The following is a 17,673-nucleotide window of genomic DNA, read 5'->3' as shown; positions in this document are numbered from 1 at the left end:
TACCTTTATGTTGGTGGCGGGAGGAATGCTGCTTTGGGACTGGGTATTTGTGATATGCTTATCCGCAGAAAATTACAGAATTGAATTGCTCGATACTGTAATTTTTAACTCATTTGATTGCACAGTTAGAGTGCGATAGTCTGGAAAATTTATTAGCCCAAATGGTACACTCCCCAAGCAAAAGATTCTCCCCAATGCCTGACGTAAAGCGTGAAATTTATAAGCGTACGGAAAACTTAGAGGATGTTGTTGATTTTATTGTCGCTCAGACGGCGAAGGATGTCTCAATTTAGCTGAAGATGGTAAGGGCGAAAATATTTAGAAATTTTTTGCAAAATCAAAGATGAACGCTATTTTTTAAATCGTTTCTTTTAGAAGCTTAGGAAATGAAAAACATTATATTAATTGGTTTGACTAATTGGTTAGGACGCTCTCAAAAATCTGTTTTGCTATTTGACTCAATTGCTGCCGCTAGTGAAATTGCTTTTATGTTGGGCGGTGAGTGGGATGGCTGCAATGGTGCGATCGTATCTAAATGTGACGAGGTAGCTATTAACACTGCTGCTAGTCTTATGGAAACTACATGGTGTTATCAAGGCGCTTGGGTTGCTGTTTTAAATAGATTAACAACTGATGAACTTCTGCGTCGTTACGCAATCGGAGAAAGGAATTTTAGCAATGCTAATTTAAGGTGTAGCAAGCTCTGTTCGCTTTTGTTGAGTGAAGTTAATTTAAGTTGGGCAAAACTGAATTTCGCTAATCTGAGCGGAGCTAACCTAAGCAAGGCAAACTTAACAGCGGCAGATTTTCAAGATGCTAATTTAAGCGATACTAACTTGAGTCAATCACGGTTGGTTAGGGCTAACTTGGTATCAGCAAATCTGTCGCGGGCAGATTTAAAAGGTGCTGATTTGAGTCATGCTTGCTTAAGTAATGCTAATTTGAATCAAGCAGATTTAAGAGGTGCAAATTTGGAGCAGGCGGACTTAAAAGGTGCTGATTTGAGTGAAGCGCTTTTTGTTTAGTCACCGCTAGAACACCAACTCAGTAATCTTCCTTTAAATTGAAAGGGAGACTTGGAGGACAAGGCAGACAAGAAGGATAAGGGAAGGAGGAATTTTCTTCCTTGTCTCCCCTTTTTCTCTATTCTTACCGCACCAAGAATTCATGAATTACTGAAATCTTGCACCCGGAGGGCTTGCCGCAGGCTACCACAAAGGACGCATAGACGCGCAAGCGGTGAGACCAGCCCCCGTCTTGGCTTTTGCCTTTAGGGGGGACTGGCGTAGACGCGCGCAGCGCGGCTTCAAGGTAGAGTACCCGGAGGGCTTCGGTGCAGGGTAGAACACAAAGAGTTTAAGAATTTGGTAGGGATTCAAATGTTTATTCCGTCCCATGAAACCACCTTGAGGGTGGTGGGCTTGCCTAGGGACTGTTGTAACTGCTGCAAGATGTGAACATAGTCAATATCTGCCTTGAAAACTGATAATTAATTCTTTAAAGGATAGTTAGTTTGTAAAAAATTTGTAATAATTAATTTGTCTTGGTTAAATAAATTAACATAGGATGACTTTTTGCTGATGACGGTAATTTATCCTGAAGCAGAAAAAAGAACTGTCATTGATAATCTACAAATTATTAGGGGCCCGTATCTACAACAAGGCACTGAGTCTAGCATAACTATCCGCTGGGCTACTAATGCTCCTACCCAAGGCAAGGTATGGTACGGTACAGTTCCTGACAGACTGTGTTTAGAACAACAAGAGACAACGATTACGTCTGACCATATAGTCAAACTCAGCGGACTAACGAAAGACACGAAGTATTACTACGCGGTTGGAACAATAGCAGGAGTACAAGCAGGCGGAACTGAAGATTACTTTTTCGTCACTGCACCATCGCAAGACCAGGTATCTCTTGGAGTCAGACCAATGCGGATCTGGGTTTTAGGGGACGCGGGACGTGGAAACGATCTGGCAGCAGCTGTGCAAGATGGGTATCTGAAATTTACACAAACGCGCCATACCGATCTGTGGCTGATGCTTGGCGATAATGCTTATGATACTGGTACTTATGAGGAGTATCAGCGAGGGATATTTGACATGTATCCCCAACTTCTACGCAGCAGTGTTCTTTGGACTGCGATCGGCAATCATGATGGTGGGTGCGCTAATTCCCAGTTGCAAACAGGGCCATATTATGAACTGTTCACTCTACCAACTCGTGGGGAAGCAGGTGGTGTGCCGTCATCAACCGCAGCATATTACTCATTTGACTATGGCAACATCCACTTTATCTGTCTTGACTCCTATGGGAGCGATCGCTCTGTTGCAGGGAAAATGTTTACCTGGCTAGCAGATGATGCAACTTCATCTCGTCAAGATTGGAAAGTCGCTTTTTGGCATCATCCTCCATACACAAAGGGGTCACACGATTCAGATACCGAGATTGAGTTAATTGAAATGAGAGAACGTGCCCTTCCCATTTTGGAAGAGGCGGGTGTAGACATTGTGCTATGCGGTCACAGCCACTCCTATGAGCGTTCCTATCTGATTGACGGGCATTATGGAAACTCGGACTCCTTTAATGAACAGATGAAAAAAAATGGAGGAAGTGGACGAGAGGACGAGTCGCAACAGTATCAAAAACCTCTTTTAGCTTCCCATGCGGGGACAGTGTATATCGTTGCAGGAACCTCTGCTCTGGCAGATTGCGTATCTCCGCATCCGGCGATGTATACCTCACTCAGTATTCCTGGGTCGCTTGTATTGGATGCATACGGCAAAAGGCTTGATGTCAAATTTATTGATTGTCATGGGGAGATAAAAGATTACTTCACTATCCAAAAGTATAGCGATGGATTCTGACTGTAATTGATCGCCCTGTAGGGAAACCCTACTTCCTCTGCCTTGAAAATAGGGATTGGGGATTGGGGATTGGGGATCGGGGAAGAGATTTTCATTCCCTCGTTGTGGGCGAAAAGCCCATGGGGGTCTAGAATGATGAATGCTTTGTGTCGATTCGGTGTTGTGGCTGCATACAGATTAACCATGAGATGAATCTGTCGATCAAAATCAATTGGAATCAGCTGCTCGTTCAGAGAGCGTTAACAAAACCGTGAGATTCGTCTCTGCGTTGAGCGCATGGCGTGCAGTGGCAGGCATGAACACAAATACTCCAGGTTTTAGCCGAATTTCCTTGCCTTCCAAAATCAACACACCCTGTCCTTCAATCACATTGACCGTGGCATTTCGGGGAGCGCTATGTTCTGCAAGCTGCGCTCCTGCTGGCAGGGATAACAGAATGTATCGACAGTTTGTATCTTCTAGCAAGGTCTGGCGTTGGACTCGACCCTGGGAATAGTCGATAATATCTGCTAGCTGAATTGCAGGGGTGCTTAAAGATATCACTGTTGTAGTCATAGTGTTATTACTCCTTTGTTAATACGTAGTCAAACTGGACTTCGGATTGAACAGGCATGTTTGTCCAGTAATGGAAAACCAGCAAATCTGTTGGTGTTGAATATGCCGTAACAATCGATACTAACAACAAGGACATTGGTGCATAAATTCTCTATCTCCTCAATCACTACGGGAATACAACCATAGGAGTTGGTGGATGTCCTAAGTGAAGGTAAGCAGCAGACCGCAGCACAATTTCAGAATAGAGAATTTTCTGAATTTCTAGGCTTGGCGCACGTTTTGCTGTAGCTTTGTATGCTGCAATTTCCCCTTCCAAGCTGAAGTCGCTCTTGGTCAAGTAGTGATCGTAGTCATGCACAGCCTGAAAGAAAAATCCATAGATAGGATTGGGAAAAATACTCGTATCGTAAGTGTCAGCAGATACCCAAAGCTGGTTTTGCTCAATATCAGCAAACATCTCTTCAGCATTGCTGTAGCGTTGGTAATCTGAGAACTGGAGATTTAAAGGCAGTTGCTGAAACTCACTCATGAGCCAATCACACAAATCTGCGATCGCTTCGTCAGAAATCCTGGCAGGTTTACTTTCCAGATAAAGTCTGGCAAGGTTTTCTACTTTGGATGCGGTTGCGTGTTTCTGAGTTATCATTATAGTCAGATCGTTATTTTCATAAGCTGCAATACTTTTAATTTGACAAAAATTTCTAATAACTTCTCTGAGCTAGCTCATATTGCCTAGGGCGATCGCTAAAAGCTTTTTCAGCTTTTGGTCAGACCAACTTGCCTAAGTCGGGGAGCGATGTTTTGTTATAGTTGCCTGTTATAGTGGCAAGCAGGTTGGTCACATTGGCAGCCACCTCTTGAGAGTCTGAACCAAATATCAGTCCTTATGATTCGATATATTCGGTCTACCATCCTGCCCTCAAAACCGGCTCAACTCCTCATCCAGACAGGGCTGAAGTGGAATCAAGATAATTGCTCCGGTATGGCAGCGGCTTTGTCGTACTACGCTTTGTTCTCATTGTTTCCGATTCTATTAGTCATCCTGAGCGTTATCGGTTCGCTGATTGAACCCAATACTGAAGCGTTTCAATACATCAAAGAAGTAGTACAAAGGTATCTGCCTCCAGAAGTTCACGATCTGGTCAAAGCAACTGTCACTACCCTCAACCAAAATAGTACCGGAGCCGGAATCATTGGATTTGGCTTGCTCTTATCTTCAGGTAGTACAGTCTTCGCCGTTCTGAGGAGTGCAGTCAATAAAATTTGGCGATCGAATACTCCAGGATCTGAATCAGAATCAATTCGTAGGACGGTGCTTTCCTTTGTTTTGAACCAACTTTTGGCTTTTCTGTTAGTGCTTGGGACTGCCTTATTGCTACTGACTTCATTAATCTCAAATATTGCCATCAAGACTATTCTAAATTTGGTCGCAACCTTTCGAGAAACCTTCTCCTTCATCCAGGTTGACGAACTACTATTAAGCAAAGGGCTTCAGGTCGGTTCATCTTTTTTGATTCTGGCTCTGGCTGTCTGCATTTTGTTCAAGATTTTGCCGTCCGTTTATGTCGGTTGGCGTGATGTCTGGTTGGGTGCTCTACTAACTGCTTTGTTGCTGATGGGATTGCAACAATTAGTTAGCAATAGCATCATTACGATCGGTAGCCATTTCCTCTCCTATGGCGTGATTGGAAGTGTCATGATTCTGTTGCTGTGGATTTATCTAACGTGCGAAATCTTCTTTGTTGGCTGCGAGTTTTCCTACGTTTATACTCATCTTTTCGGTAGCCGTCGTTGCAGAACTGTGAACCACTCCCATAGCCTGGAGCAATAATTCTAGTAGTCTGTCCCATTAATTTTGATAAGTTGTGAAAGTTCGTAGTTAGGGCTTTAGCCCTTGAAATTGAGCGATAAATCGCTCACTACAAACCTCTCATAATTAATGCGATGAACCACTAGAAGCTTGCTCGTTTTTTAAATTAGCCTGGAACACTACTCAATCTCTTTTGAGTTTTCAATGTCGTTGGGTATACCATAAACTTTTTCCAGCGAAACTACCTGGGGTATGCCAATCTCAATGTTGTTGCGATCGAAGGCAATTTTGAGACGACGACGCAATTCCCGTGCTGTCATCCACTGTTTGAGCGGAGCTGTTTTAATCCAGATCCGGATCGTGATTCCGGTATGGGAAACCTGCTCAACTCCAAACAGTTCTCGGGTATCCAGAATCCATGATTGCCACTGTGGATCTTGTGCCATGCGATCGACGGTTTCTCGAACAACGGCGAGGGCACGGTCAACATCGGTATTGTAAGCGACTTCAATGCGAAAATCTGCCCGTGCCCAACTCCGTGACATATTTTCCACTTGGGTAATTAAATTGTTGGGCAGGGTAATCAAATTACCATCGTCATTACGGATCTGAGTGATACGCAAATTCAGGTTTTCCACAAATCCAGAAGTGGTGTTAATCTTGACGTAATCTCCAATCCGAAACTGGTCTTCTAGTAAAATTAGGAACCCATTGACCAGATCTTTGACTAGGCTTTGTGCGGTAAACGAAACCGCCAGTGTTACCAATGCACCCAACGCCAGGATCGATCCTGGCGCTAATTCAAGCCACTGGAGTACCCAGAGGATACTCGCGGCATAAATCAGAAACATTTTTAGCCTTTTGAGAGCGTTGACGATCGTGGCAATCCGTTGGAGATTCGCTTCGCTTAAGGATTGGTCTTGCTCCCAATTCTGGATGAAGCGATCGATGCTAAGATCAATTAGGCGGTTAATTAACCCGGTTAAGAACCAGGCAATCAGAATCACAATCGGGATTGCGATCGCTCTGTTAGCAAGCTGGCGTGTTTGGGGAAAGGCTTTGAGACTATAGGCGATCCCAATTACCCAGACAAAGGCGATCGCCCAAAACATTAACCATCGCAAAAACTTGACAATCTGAAGTCGTCGCTGTAACCCCAAATAGTGATGTAACCCCTGAAACAGTCCCAGACGAGGCTCTGTGTCAGTTGCCTCAACCCCAGGTACAACCTCGGTTTGAGCGGAGAGCATCTCTGCTGCCTGTTGTTCCTCAAGCTGCTGTCTGCGCCATCCCCAAAATACCCAGGCTCCAATTAATAACACCGTTAACAGCACTGTTGCAATCAAAATCCTGACCACTTCAGAGATTTGCAACTTCAATGCTTCCGGTTGCCGCAGTTCTAGTGCTTGCCGCAGTTCACTCTCCACAATCCTCTGCCATCGGTTTGCCAACTTTTCCTTGCTGATTGAATAATATTGGGCATCTGCGTCTGTCACCGTCAGCAATACCTTTGGTTCCGCCAGGTTTGCATCAGTGACAAATAGAACCGGCTGCCTATTCAGCGTCTCGATCAAAACCTGCATCGTTTTTGGATCAAGCATCGCCTCCTCCGACAACCCACTGTCTACAATCAGTTGTTCAAGATTGGCTTCCACCTGTCTGGCGCGTACTTCGACTGGGATCTGGCTACTGGGTTCGCTGCGATCAAAAACTGCAGGAGACGCTATCTTAAATAGTTCTTTCCCGTCCAGGCGCACCCCAGTGGCTTCCAATGTGCCTCGCCGTTCTACCCCAAAAGGAAGTGGTTGCGTCCCGGTTGAAGCAGGCAAGGATGGCAACTGTCCCAGGACAGTAGGGATAAATATCTCGCTACCTATTAGCAATATTAGAGTTGCGATGCTGTACACAACGAATCGGCGTAGCAAATTTGTTCTATTCCACCATTGACGTTTGCACATACTTTGCGATCGCCCTCTGCGCTCTCGCACGATATTATTCAGAATATTTTGAGTATTTTAACTGATTGACAAAAGTCATGGAAATAGTAATTACTGTCCGAGCCAAGCTAGAGGCATTTAACGAGCAATAAGAAGCGATCGCCCTATTCCCTCATTGTTTGCGATCGCTTAGTAATTACGAACCTAGCGGATACATGTGAGTCTAGTATCTCATCGCGATATTAACGGAAGATTAAGAACTTTTTATCTTTTACTCTGACTTGCATATCGGCAAACACTCCCGCAAGATCTCCGGCATCAAACCAGTTTTGAGAGAATTATCAATTGAGGGGAGAACGTGCCATTTGAGAAGAAGTGTACGCTTGTATGCTAAATATATTGAATTTTCCTCAGCTGTAACGTTGATGGTGCAGTGTTCTCGTAGGGATGCAATTAGAGTCTTTTTTAGGGTGGCGATCGCTCTCCCCTAAGACATTTCTATAGCAGCTTCCTCAGTTAGTGCCTTGGTTGCAGCGGCTATTGCTGCTTTGGTTGACTCTGGTAATGATGTCTGCTAACTAGTGGAGTTGCGATCGGCCGCAATGCATTTGCCCTTTAGCACTGTAGTGGTTCATCGCATTAATTATGAGAGGTTTGTAGTGAGCGATTGGGGGCTACATCACTGGAGCGATCGCATTTATAGCCAGATACACGCGGGCGGGCGAGGACGCCCACCCCACAAGAGTTTGACTGATTTAAATTTGTACCTCATTCGTCTGCAAACCGCTATACACCTATCAAATAAGCGATCGCCTGTATTAGTTTGGGCTGCGGGTGTGCGATCGCTGTTTGGCTTTTGTGAGTAGAAAGCGATCGCCTTAAATAATATTTCTACCGCCGTTTGTTGCCCTTCTGCCAACTTTGGCTATTGGGTTTTTTGGTAAATTCTCCTTTCGGAAAAAGTCGCTGTTCTAATTGTTCATAGCTGCCTTCAAAGTCACAATCACCATAGAGAGGACATTGGCGACAGTAAACGCCTTCGGTGTAGCGTTCCAAGTTCTCGCGGTTGAAATAATACGGTTTATGGCTAAAGGTACTAGCTACCCATTGCCATGACATATTATTACTAGCTGGGTCGCCATCCAAAAGATGTTCGAGAAACCACTTGGCTCCAGCTTGCCAGCGAATGCGCCGCCAATGGATGATATAAGCTGCCATCCACATCCGCGCGTGGTTGTGAAGATAGCCTGTTTCTCGTAGTTGTTGACTGAAACTGTCGATGCAAACTCTGCCTGTTGTACCTTGCTTGATTTCGTCTGGTAATTCTGGTGCGTATTCGCTGGGAGTATAACCTGTTTTGTATTCTTCTTGGTCTTGCCAGATGTTATTTCCCAACTTGAGATACAGCCGCTGCCAGTAGTCACGCCAACCTAACTCGTTAATTAGTTTAGTAGCATCGTCTTGATTTTGGACGCGGTCAAGAACATAATCTCTGATTTCGCGCAAACTGAGAACGCCGTAGCGAATGTAAGGAGAAAGCTTTGTTACCGCACCTGTGAAAAAGTTACGTGTTTTCGCATAGCGGACTGGGTCTACTTTTTGCAGTACTTTTTGAGCCGCTTGGCGTCCGCCCACAGTTGGACTAATGCGATCGTCGCGTTTTGCGACTTCGGGAAATTGTTCGCGCAGGTAAGCTACCAATTCATCGCGATTGGCAAATTCGCGTTGCATGTCTTGAGTCATTTTTTTTGGAGATGAGGGGATGGGGGAGTGGGAGAGATGTAGAGACGCGCCATGGCGCGTCTGGGAGTGGGAGAGTGGAGAGAGTAGTAAACCACTAACTACTAACTACTAACCACTAACTACTAACTACTAACCACTAACTACTAACTACTAACCACTAACTACTAACTACTAACTAACATATCCAGTATTGTTTTAGATACACTAATTTTATCATAAATATGATTTTTTATATTTAAGATATGATTTAATCATATTATAATGACAACAAAGAGAGGCGTTCCCACCGCCAAGTAGACAACGCCTCTCTTAACCTCCATACAAGATCTAACTTATACAAGGTCTAATTAATCATGACACAATTCATCCTTTGTCAAACACCTACAAGAGGCTGGATCAATTTAGCTTGCGCTCGCCAAATTCGGTTTCGGAAAGTTCATCTCAATATGTGCAACGAGGAAATCGCTTGTGTGGTTACTTGGAGCAATGGCGATAGAGAAGCTTTCTTTGGGAAAGACGCTCAAGTGATCGTCCAGGTTTGGAAAAATTACACAAAAAGTTAACTAAATCTACCATAATCCGCCACTGATGGGTACAGTGGCGGGATATTAGGCAATTTTCCAGAATTTCTCTACTGCAAAATATGTCTTGCGCTTGCGATCGCACCAATTTCATGTCACATTTTGCACAGTTATGCAACCAACCTGGTAACGAGAATTACGATGGTTGGCTTTGTTGGTAATTAGTAATTGGTTTTTCCCATTACCCATTACCTATTATCGATCTTCACAGATATGATAAGTGTTCAAACGGACATGATGTTATGTCAATATTTCAGTCTCAGTTTTTGAACTCGCTCACTACTTCGTTCAACGGTGTGAAACTTTTTTGTGCGTTTCAACTTCATTAGTTGCACAATACGACCAATTGTGGAACGACTAACTTGTATCTGAGTTTGCTGGTATAACAGTTTGCACAGTTCTTCTAAAGTGGCATTGTTGTTCTCTACTACTAACTGCCGTAATTGTTCCAATTGTGCTGCATTCAACACTCTTGGTTTTCCTCCACGATATGGTTTTTTGGCAATTGTCCCTTCTTCGCGGTAACGTTTGAGCAGCGTTTGAATAAAACTCAAGCTGACATTGAAACGTTTGGCCAGTTGACGTTGTGAAATAGATTCTGTGTTGTAGACGTTAATAATTTTTTGCCGCAAATCTAATGAGTAAGCCTTCATTTTCAACAATCAGCTATGAGCACAATCTCTGGTACGAACATACTGGATTCAAATGAGAAACTCTGTATTCAAATCTCACACTTTAATCCGGTAACATCTTCGAGTTTTGAGACCAAATCTCTCATATCTCTCCATTGGAAATATCTTTTATACCCAGCTTCCACCAAAAGAGAAATCTGCTCTTTAACTGTGTGTTCATTCCAGCGACCATTATTTAAATGATCAAATATTTCATCGAGGTATTCCAGATATTTCTCATCTATGGATTTATTCATCGCTGATGCTCCCCACTAGCTTCATTTGTGCAATTACCACTTACACCAGATTGAGCGAACTATCGCCGCGAATAACCCTCCACATCCCGTGGAAAGTCAGGTTCTGCCTCACCCACAATTGGGGCTCCAGATTCACCTAATACTCTTGAATAGAATAAACCTGCCAGTATTGCACCTAAAATTGGAGCTACCCAGAACATCCATAATTGACTAAACAGTTGTGCACCAGCAAAAAGTGCAGGGCCAGTACTGCGAGCAGGATTCACTGATGTATTAGTGATTGGAATGCTGATCAAATGAATCAGTGTCAGTGCTAAACCAATAGCAATTGGTGCAAAACCTTTAGGAGCGCGGCCATCAGTTGCACCTAAGATCACAATTAAAAAAATGAAGGTAAGTATAACCTCTGTGATAAAACAGGCAAGCAGCGAATAACCTCCGGGAGAATGTGCTCCAAAACCATTTGTCGCGAGTGGATTGGAACCAGAAAGTGTAAATCCTGGTTTACCAGTGGCAATGAAATAAATTAGACCTGCGGCTACTATTGCTCCTAATACTTGAGCAACGATATATGGAAGCAGTTCAGAGCCTCGAAAACGCTTTCCTGACCAAAGACCAAATGATACAGCCGGATTAAGATGACAACCTGAGATATGACCAATTGCGTAGGCCATAGTCAGCACTGTTAGACCAAATGCCAAAGAAACACCTACAAAACCTATTCCCAATTCATTGGCTTTCGCATCAGGAAATGCTGCTGCAAAAACAGCACTTCCACAGCCACCCAGAACTAGCACAAATGTCCCAACGAATTCTGCTATGCATCGTGTAAAAAGTGATACCATAATTAACCCCCTGGTTAATCGACTGATTAAAGGTGTTATGACTCCCGGTTCGCTAATTTTTTCGGAGTTAGAGAAATCACCAAAAAACAGAAAAATCTATATTTTATAAGGGTTTGGGCTATTTGATTGGATTCTCGTCGAATCAATCACTCACTGTTGGCGTCCTTGTTTAAGGCGATCGCATAACTACCGTGGAAATACCCCATTTTTTGCGAAATCGAAAACCCTAATTAAATCGTTCGACTTTTTTCTAACTCAAAATAAAATCGGCGAACCATATTAGCTATAGATTCAGTGGTAGTATGGCTAAATTTGCCAGCTTTTACAGCTAGTTGCAAGGGCAGATAAGCCAGTTAAACTAGATTAGTCAAAAAAATCAAGCTATGTATTGTATCGGAGTTTCTTTCTGTCAAAAATTTAGCTGATGTCGAATTCTTTTTTAGCAAGTTTTAGCTGTTTCCAGATTACTTCAAGCTGGGTGTAAGCATCTTGTGGCGAAAGCTTACCATGAGTTTGCAAGTAGCAGATGTAATTAACGCGTTGATAAAACTCCCGTAGATTCACATTCAACGCTAAATACTTTGCCTGCGATTGACCGTACCAATTTGCTTTCATCCCTGTAACCTTTATGCTAGCTAGATGCCCTAATGTCTAATGAGGGTGAGTGAATAAAACAAACAACCCATAACTTAAGGATTCACACTATACCCAAATCGCTTAAGTAGTATTCACGTAGTATTTCCGGGGAACAATCGACTTAAATTATTCTCACTTGTGTCAAGGAAAACGCTTGTTTTTGTGTTTGATTGCAACTAAGCTTCCTCATAAAACTATTCCCAATTGAGAGTTGTATTTGCTAGTGAAAATCGTGATTTTGAAATTGAACTTATGTTTTTGAGTTATTTTATATTCAATAGCAGAAAGTATGAGAATGTAAATATGCTTTGAGTGAGAAAAGTATGTAATTTAAAAAAATTTTCCTTGAAAATATAAAAAAAGTGGGAAAAGTAGGTTTTGCACTAAATTGGCGTTACGCACTCTGCATCTATGCACTACGTCTCAAGGAAGTTAGTTAAGCAGAAATCAATCAATTTTAGTATTATTTCTTTACTATTCCCAAGGAAGATACAGCAAAGTAGATAGTTCACGCTGTTTACCTGCGCTATTTCACTAATTGTTGCTGCAACAGTTGTACAGAACCAACCGCAATTTGAATCAAAGGCCAACCAATTAAACAAATAAACGCTGCTCGCCAAGTGCTAATATCTAATCCTTGACGGACTGCTACAATTACCGCCAATAGACTCCATACCGCTAATATCAATTCAATTGGTCGTCCCAATAAGGGAATTAGGGTTAAAAAATTTAGCACTTGTGGTGCATAGGCAAAGCCAATGGGAACGAGTAGATCGCCGTAGGTAGGATCGATTGGCTTGAGCCATTGCCCTATCTTCCAAATCGTGAACGTCCAAAAATAGTATCCTGCGACAACTGCGATCGCATTAATCACAAGTGCCAGCAATAGAATAAAAACGGTAGCTCGATTGATTAACAAAATCACAGCACTACCTATGGCATAAGAAATGGCAGCCAAAATCACAATAGTTAGGGCTAACCTCCGAGTTTTGGGGGTATTGCGAGTATTTTCATAGAAGTCGGCATTCAGAGCTAGAGCGTATCTAAGTGTGTGACATAGCCCTTGCTTTGATTTTTTGTGATTTTCGCTCATTTTTACGGCTAAGGAGGGATGAAAAACTCAAAAAAATCGAATTTCATACAATTAATTACAACAAATAAAGACATTCTTCTTCAAGAGCCTGAAATTGTTGAATATGCACCAAATATCTATCGAATGCTACAGTTGATCAAACGAATACTGCTAAGAATGCAAAGTGACACCCTAAAGCTGTTGATTCTAGCAGGAGTAATACTTCTTGTCTGGGGAACTTTGTCACCTGTAGGGACTTTGGTATGGTGGTTAAGCCAAAGTGCTGAAACTTTGGGGTTAAAGAATAACCAGACTAAGAAATTACCACCAGGCGATCGCTCTCTAAATGATACCAAGTCTGCAAATATTGATTGCTACATTATTTTTTTGCCAGGAGTGGGAGATTTCTCAGCTAACGAGTTGACCCCTGGCGAGGAATTTTTTTTGGATCGTTTAGAGAAACTTCATCCCAATTGTGTAGTAGTTTCAGATGTGTTTCCTTATTCAGCTGCTAACGAAAGCTTGGGAGGAAATCGCTTTTTGGCACCTTTGTGGCGTGCTGCGGCAAAAGCAGATGGCTGGCTCAAGAATGCAGATATCCTGATTAAAATTCGCAATCTTTGGCGGTTTGCCATTTCTGCGGATGAGCGCTACGGTGAGGTTTATAATTTGGGAATTGCTAGCGCGATTGGCGATCGCATGAACGCTGCATATCCGATCCCCAAATACCCGAAAGAACGGCTAAAGCTGATTCTGATTGGTACTAGCGGAGGCGCACAGGTTGCTCTGGGTGCAGTTCCCTACCTAGATCAATGGCTCAACGCTCAGTTTATTGTAGTGTCCGTTGGGGGTAGTTTTGATGGTAACACTGGCTTCGAGGCGGTTGATCGCGTGTACCATCTGCGGGGTAGTCGAGATTGGGTTGAGGACATTAGCGCTATTATATTTGCTTCACGCTGGCCTGTGACGGTAGGCTCTCCTTTTAACCAGGCTGTGCAACAGGGACGTTACACAGTGGTGAATACTGGCCCTCATACCCATGATGGATCTGAAGGCTATTTCGGTAAAACATTGGTGGGGGAAAGTCAAACCACTTATGTAGAGTTAACGCTAGAGAAAGTAAATCAACTGCCGATTTGGTCTAACCAAAATCAACATGCTAAACCCTGACAAATAACGGTTGCGTTCAGCGATGGCGAGTAACGTTTGCATCCATACCAAGATCTCTTAACCCTCTGCTGCAACGCGATTGTTGGGCTACGACTATGCAAATAGCGGTGTTGTATCTGTGTAGAATCTGACCGAAGTTACCAACCCCTCCTCATTTTGATCGGTAAAAGCAACGGCTCGAATTGTAACCGCCTTTCCATCATTGCGTTTGTAGTGATTCAACGCCTCAAGCACAAAAGACGAGTCGCTACCGTAAATGTTCAACAAGTCATGTTCTAAACTGGCGAAGGTCGTCCAATACCCAGCAAGCCCCTGCATCACAATCTCTTTGCCTTCCATCGGAGGGTTGTTGTTTGATTGCACAGAGCAATCCTGCGCTAAAAATTTACCATACGCTTCAATATCTAAAGTATCTAACGCCTCTAAGTATTTGAGATACCACTCATACGTTTCTGGGGAAAGTTGATTGATTCTGAGATTCTCGGTTTTCATCTGTCATATCAAATCCGTTTGATTAGTTATTGTATCTGCCCTCACCCCCTTCCCCTCTCCCAACTTGGGAGAGGGGTGTCCGACAGGACGGGGTGAGGGTTTTTAAAAATCAACTTCTCTAATCACCTTAAATTTGATGTCATTTTTAGCTAATTCTCCTACGCTGAGGAAAAATAGTTTGTCAGTGCCTCTCTCAAATACCTCTTCAAAATAGCTGCCCATTCTACATTCCATGTGATACCAGGCAAGTGCCATAAAATATCGTTTAGGCCAGCCTCGGAAAGAGGCAGCTTCATCATCAGCACTCGACTCTAAGGGAACCCAACCGCAGCCAGGAACATAGAATTGCAACCACACATGATTAAAGTCCGGCGATAAAAAAACAGATTTTGAGCCAGCCTGCATTTTGTAAGCAGGAACCTTATAATTTCCACATACTTTTGCTGGAATATTATTCAATCTCAGCAGCGACAAAAATACATTTAAATACTCACCGCAGGAACCTTCACCACTTTTTAAAACATCTTCTGTTCCTTCATGGCGGCTATCCATTACATAAGTAATTTCTTCATAAATGTAATCCCGGATAGCTTCTGCTTTTTTGATGACATTTGAGCGATCGCGATCGCTCAAATAGCTGACTGCTTCATCAGCCGCTTTCTGAACATATCGACTATCCATGTCAAGTCCATCTTCGTTTTGAAGATATCTGGAATATTTCTTCAGTTCTTCTTTAGTAATTTCTCTGACTTTATCTTGCTTTAAACAGTATCTAATGCAAAACATTTTTACCAGAGCTTTCCATCCAAAAACTCTTCTCTCTGTTCTCAAGTCAATTTCAGGAATTGAAAAAACAGCTACTTTGCGATTTTGTTCTTCTGCAATTTCCTCAATTCTCATATCAAAACTACCGATTCTTTCAATAGAGAGAAGTTCTTGCCTATCTGTATTCATGGGAATAGAAATTTTCCATTCCAGATTCTTGATTACCCGATGTTCATCCACTACTTCAGGCAAGGCATGTAATTTTTCTACGTAATACATTTCTACGATAAAGCCGTTAGATAAGACAATATCTCGACTCTCGTCATGTCTGAAAATTAATGGATAAATAAAGTTATCAGTAACCTGCTCTTTTGAATCATCCGTTTCATAATAAGTTCTTAATTCGAGCTTGAATTCAGTATCTCCAGTGTCATAAATTTCAAAACTTGGTCTTGAATATGCTAAATAAAACAGTACTTCTCCTGATTTTGCATTGCTAATGGCTGTAATGCCAGTTGGATTTTCAAAGGGAGTTAAGATTTCATACAAAATCTTGCCATGTTCAATATCAAAAACATATATAGTTTGTTCTTTAGCATCAACAATATATAGATGATTATTACAATAACATATGTCATCTATGCCAATTCCTGGTGTCTTGCCTATTTTTTCAATCTCTTCGGTTTCTCGGTTGTAAGCAAGAATCGATTGATTTTGAGTGGCTAAATATATTGTTGTATCTGTAATAGCTATACCCGTTAAATCACTACAATTAGGAATATCTAATAACAACTCATTTCTCAAGCGAGGAGTTTCTGCATCGTAATTAGCAATGTAGACCTTATTCTCATAGACAGAATAAAGATGACCTTCGTAGTAACAAATACTATTAACGTCGGCATAATCGTCAACATCATAAGTTTTTCTAAAAGTTTCCGTAAGAGAAACTAAATTTACTTCTGTCAACATACCTCTGGTGCGATCGCACAGCAGAACTCGATTATCTCCGAGATAGGTGATACCTGAGAGACTTTCAAAGAACAAAGGTCGATAAGCTTGCATCCAATCGGGATGATTAGAGTTTTGTTCTGGCATAGTAGTCTCCCGTCCATCTTTAGACAGCTAAAGCTTCACTAACATAGAACTAACCTGATTGTCAGAAAATAGGGGGCTATCTCAAAAAAAATTCACTTATACCAAATTTTTATATGGGTGCGATCGCTCGTCTCCCTTGGCAGTTGAGTTGCAACGTCCTTAACGGCTCATTGACAGTATAAGTGATATTACGGTAGCTACTGTTGATAAAAAAAAATAACATCAACTAAATACTTTCAAATTATAGTCTATACTTCTTATTTATTAATAAATGAAAAGGCATGATTTTCTTTGGTATTCCCTGCTATTTATTGGTAGTTGTACATTAGCTAATAATTCGAGTCATAGTAATTCTAATAAATTGTTAGGCAACGCACCCAAGCAGCTAAGGTTTGCAGTTACAGATGTTAGCGGGCTGAAAGAATTACAACGAGATTATGGAGTTTTTCGGACTGCATTAGAGGATGTATTAGATATCGATATTGATTTTTTTCCCGTTGAAAATACCATAGCGGCAGCACCAGCATTGCAGTTGGGTCAGGTAGATATAGTTTTCGCAGGTCCATCGGAATACGTGATTTTAAATGCTAGGGCGAAGGCAGTTCCTTTTGTCGCTATCAAGCGATCGAGTTACTACCCAGTAATCGTTGTGCGTGCTGACAGTGGTATCAAGTCTCTACCTCAGTTAAAAGGGAAAAAAATCGCCATGTGGAAGAAAGGAACAACATCTGGGCATATTTACCCCATCAAGCAGTTAATAGAAGCAGGATTAAATCCCAAGTCGGACTTGCAAATTCTATTTTTAGAAGAAAAGGCAGTGGAAGCGTTAGCAAAAGGAATTGTTGATGTCTGTGCACTTGGTAGTGCGGCATATCAAAGACAATTGCAAAAGGCAGGTTTATCTGAGAGTGCATTTTCAGTGATAGCAACTGGATCAAATCTCCCCGATGATGTGTTTGTTGCTAGTAGTCAGCTTGCTCCCGCCTTTATCGAACAGATGCAACAGTTGATGCTCAAGCATCAAGATAAACTCATTCAAGCTATTTTGGTATCCCCAGCTAACAAGAAGTTTAAAGGCTCCAAAATGGTTACGGCAACTGATGCTGATTACAACACGATTCGGGAAGTTTATAAAGCGATTGGACAAGGCGATTTCATTAACTCAGTAATAAATTAA

The 17,673-nt window shown here is 42.2% G+C and carries 18 protein-coding genes; 7 read left to right on the top strand and 11 right to left on the bottom strand.

Going from position 1 to position 17,673, the window contains the following annotated elements; all coding sequences use genetic code 11:
• Positions 1 to 386 precede the first annotated feature (386 nt).
• A complete protein-coding gene (locus FIS9605_RS0124150) occupies positions 387 to 1,025 on the top strand; it encodes a pentapeptide repeat-containing protein (RefSeq protein ID WP_026734895.1) in 639 nt (212 codons plus the stop codon).
• 555 nt (positions 1,026 to 1,580) lie between these two features.
• A complete protein-coding gene (locus tag FIS9605_RS0124145; protein ID WP_026734894.1) occupies positions 1,581 to 2,867 on the top strand; it encodes a purple acid phosphatase family protein in 1,287 nt (428 codons plus the stop codon).
• A gap of 207 nt (positions 2,868 to 3,074) precedes the next feature.
• Here FIS9605_RS0124145 and FIS9605_RS0124140 read toward each other — a convergent pair whose 3' ends face one another.
• A complete protein-coding gene (locus tag FIS9605_RS0124140) occupies positions 3,075 to 3,422 on the bottom strand; it encodes a cupin domain-containing protein (RefSeq protein ID WP_026734893.1) in 348 nt (115 codons plus the stop codon).
• Between the two features lie 166 nt (positions 3,423 to 3,588).
• On the bottom strand, positions 3,589 to 4,068 hold the full coding sequence (locus tag FIS9605_RS0124135) for a hypothetical protein (RefSeq protein WP_051470125.1): 480 nt from the start codon (positions 4,066 to 4,068) through the stop codon (positions 3,589 to 3,591).
• A 240-nt stretch (positions 4,069 to 4,308) separates the two neighbouring features.
• Here FIS9605_RS0124135 and FIS9605_RS0124130 point away from each other — a divergent pair, with 240 nt between their 5' ends.
• The gene (locus tag FIS9605_RS0124130) at positions 4,309 to 5,253 is read left to right on the top strand and encodes a YihY/virulence factor BrkB family protein (RefSeq protein WP_026734891.1); all 945 of its coding nucleotides are present in this window, start codon (positions 4,309 to 4,311) and stop codon (positions 5,251 to 5,253) included.
• A 158-nt stretch (positions 5,254 to 5,411) separates the two neighbouring features.
• Here FIS9605_RS0124130 and FIS9605_RS0124125 read toward each other — a convergent pair whose 3' ends face one another.
• On the bottom strand, positions 5,412 to 7,220 hold the full coding sequence (locus FIS9605_RS0124125; protein WP_231510445.1) for a mechanosensitive ion channel family protein: 1,809 nt from the start codon (positions 7,218 to 7,220) through the stop codon (positions 5,412 to 5,414).
• A gap of 536 nt (positions 7,221 to 7,756) precedes the next feature.
• Here FIS9605_RS0124125 and FIS9605_RS42975 point away from each other — a divergent pair.
• On the top strand, positions 7,757 to 8,035 hold the full coding sequence (locus tag FIS9605_RS42975; protein ID WP_197036126.1) for a hypothetical protein: 279 nt from the start codon (positions 7,757 to 7,759) through the stop codon (positions 8,033 to 8,035).
• 25 nt (positions 8,036 to 8,060) lie between these two features.
• Here FIS9605_RS42975 and FIS9605_RS0124120 read toward each other — a convergent pair whose 3' ends face one another.
• A complete protein-coding gene (locus FIS9605_RS0124120) occupies positions 8,061 to 8,912 on the bottom strand; it encodes an FAD-binding domain-containing protein (protein WP_026734889.1) in 852 nt (283 codons plus the stop codon).
• A gap of 353 nt (positions 8,913 to 9,265) precedes the next feature.
• Between FIS9605_RS0124120 and FIS9605_RS0124115 the strand changes: the two genes are divergently transcribed.
• Positions 9,266 to 9,475, top strand: a complete 210-nt coding sequence (locus tag FIS9605_RS0124115; RefSeq protein WP_026734888.1) for a hypothetical protein — start codon at positions 9,266 to 9,268, stop codon at positions 9,473 to 9,475.
• A gap of 263 nt (positions 9,476 to 9,738) precedes the next feature.
• On the opposite strand, the gene FIS9605_RS0124110 is transcribed toward FIS9605_RS0124115, so the two are convergent.
• The 5 genes from FIS9605_RS0124110 to FIS9605_RS0124090 form a co-directional block, all read right to left on the bottom strand.
• The gene (locus tag FIS9605_RS0124110; RefSeq protein ID WP_026734887.1) at positions 9,739 to 10,146 is read right to left on the bottom strand and encodes a helix-turn-helix domain-containing protein; all 408 of its coding nucleotides are present in this window, start codon (positions 10,144 to 10,146) and stop codon (positions 9,739 to 9,741) included.
• A 68-nt stretch (positions 10,147 to 10,214) separates the two neighbouring features.
• Positions 10,215 to 10,421, bottom strand: coding sequence for a hypothetical protein (locus tag FIS9605_RS0124105; protein ID WP_026734886.1), 207 nt, complete (start codon positions 10,419 to 10,421; stop codon positions 10,215 to 10,217).
• 59 nt (positions 10,422 to 10,480) lie between these two features.
• Positions 10,481 to 11,266 carry an aquaporin Z gene (gene aqpZ / locus FIS9605_RS0124100; RefSeq protein WP_026734885.1) on the bottom strand — a complete coding sequence of 262 codons (786 nt, stop codon included), beginning with the start codon at positions 11,264 to 11,266 and terminating at the stop codon, positions 10,481 to 10,483.
• A 417-nt stretch (positions 11,267 to 11,683) separates the two neighbouring features.
• Positions 11,684 to 11,881 carry a DUF7219 family protein gene (locus FIS9605_RS0124095; RefSeq protein WP_051470124.1) on the bottom strand — a complete coding sequence of 66 codons (198 nt, stop codon included), beginning with the start codon at positions 11,879 to 11,881 and terminating at the stop codon, positions 11,684 to 11,686.
• A gap of 547 nt (positions 11,882 to 12,428) precedes the next feature.
• Positions 12,429 to 12,995, bottom strand: coding sequence for a Yip1 family protein (locus tag FIS9605_RS0124090; protein ID WP_026734883.1), 567 nt, complete (start codon positions 12,993 to 12,995; stop codon positions 12,429 to 12,431).
• Positions 12,996 to 13,013: 18 nt separating this feature from the next.
• On the opposite strand from FIS9605_RS0124090, the gene FIS9605_RS0124085 reads away from it, so the two are divergent.
• On the top strand, positions 13,014 to 14,144 hold the full coding sequence (locus FIS9605_RS0124085) for a hypothetical protein (protein ID WP_231510443.1): 1,131 nt from the start codon (positions 13,014 to 13,016) through the stop codon (positions 14,142 to 14,144).
• A 93-nt stretch (positions 14,145 to 14,237) separates the two neighbouring features.
• Here the strand turns inward: FIS9605_RS0124085 and FIS9605_RS0124080 are convergent, their stop codons facing one another.
• Both FIS9605_RS0124080 and FIS9605_RS0124075 read right to left on the bottom strand, forming a co-directional pair.
• Complete coding sequence (locus FIS9605_RS0124080; RefSeq protein WP_026734881.1) at positions 14,238 to 14,636, bottom strand: nuclear transport factor 2 family protein; 399 nt, start codon at positions 14,634 to 14,636, stop codon at positions 14,238 to 14,240.
• A 102-nt stretch (positions 14,637 to 14,738) separates the two neighbouring features.
• Positions 14,739 to 16,496, bottom strand: coding sequence for a transglutaminase domain-containing protein (locus FIS9605_RS0124075; RefSeq protein WP_026734880.1), 1,758 nt, complete (start codon positions 16,494 to 16,496; stop codon positions 14,739 to 14,741).
• Between the two features lie 271 nt (positions 16,497 to 16,767).
• On the opposite strand from FIS9605_RS0124075, the gene phnD reads away from it, so the two are divergent.
• A complete protein-coding gene (phnD, locus tag FIS9605_RS0124070) occupies positions 16,768 to 17,673 on the top strand; it encodes a phosphate/phosphite/phosphonate ABC transporter substrate-binding protein (protein ID WP_026734879.1) in 906 nt (301 codons plus the stop codon).

It is taken from the genome of Fischerella sp. PCC 9605 (assembly GCF_000517105.1).
GTDB lineage: Bacteria > Cyanobacteriota > Cyanobacteriia > Cyanobacteriales > Nostocaceae > PCC9605.
This window is presented reverse-complemented; position numbering and strand designations above follow the sequence as displayed.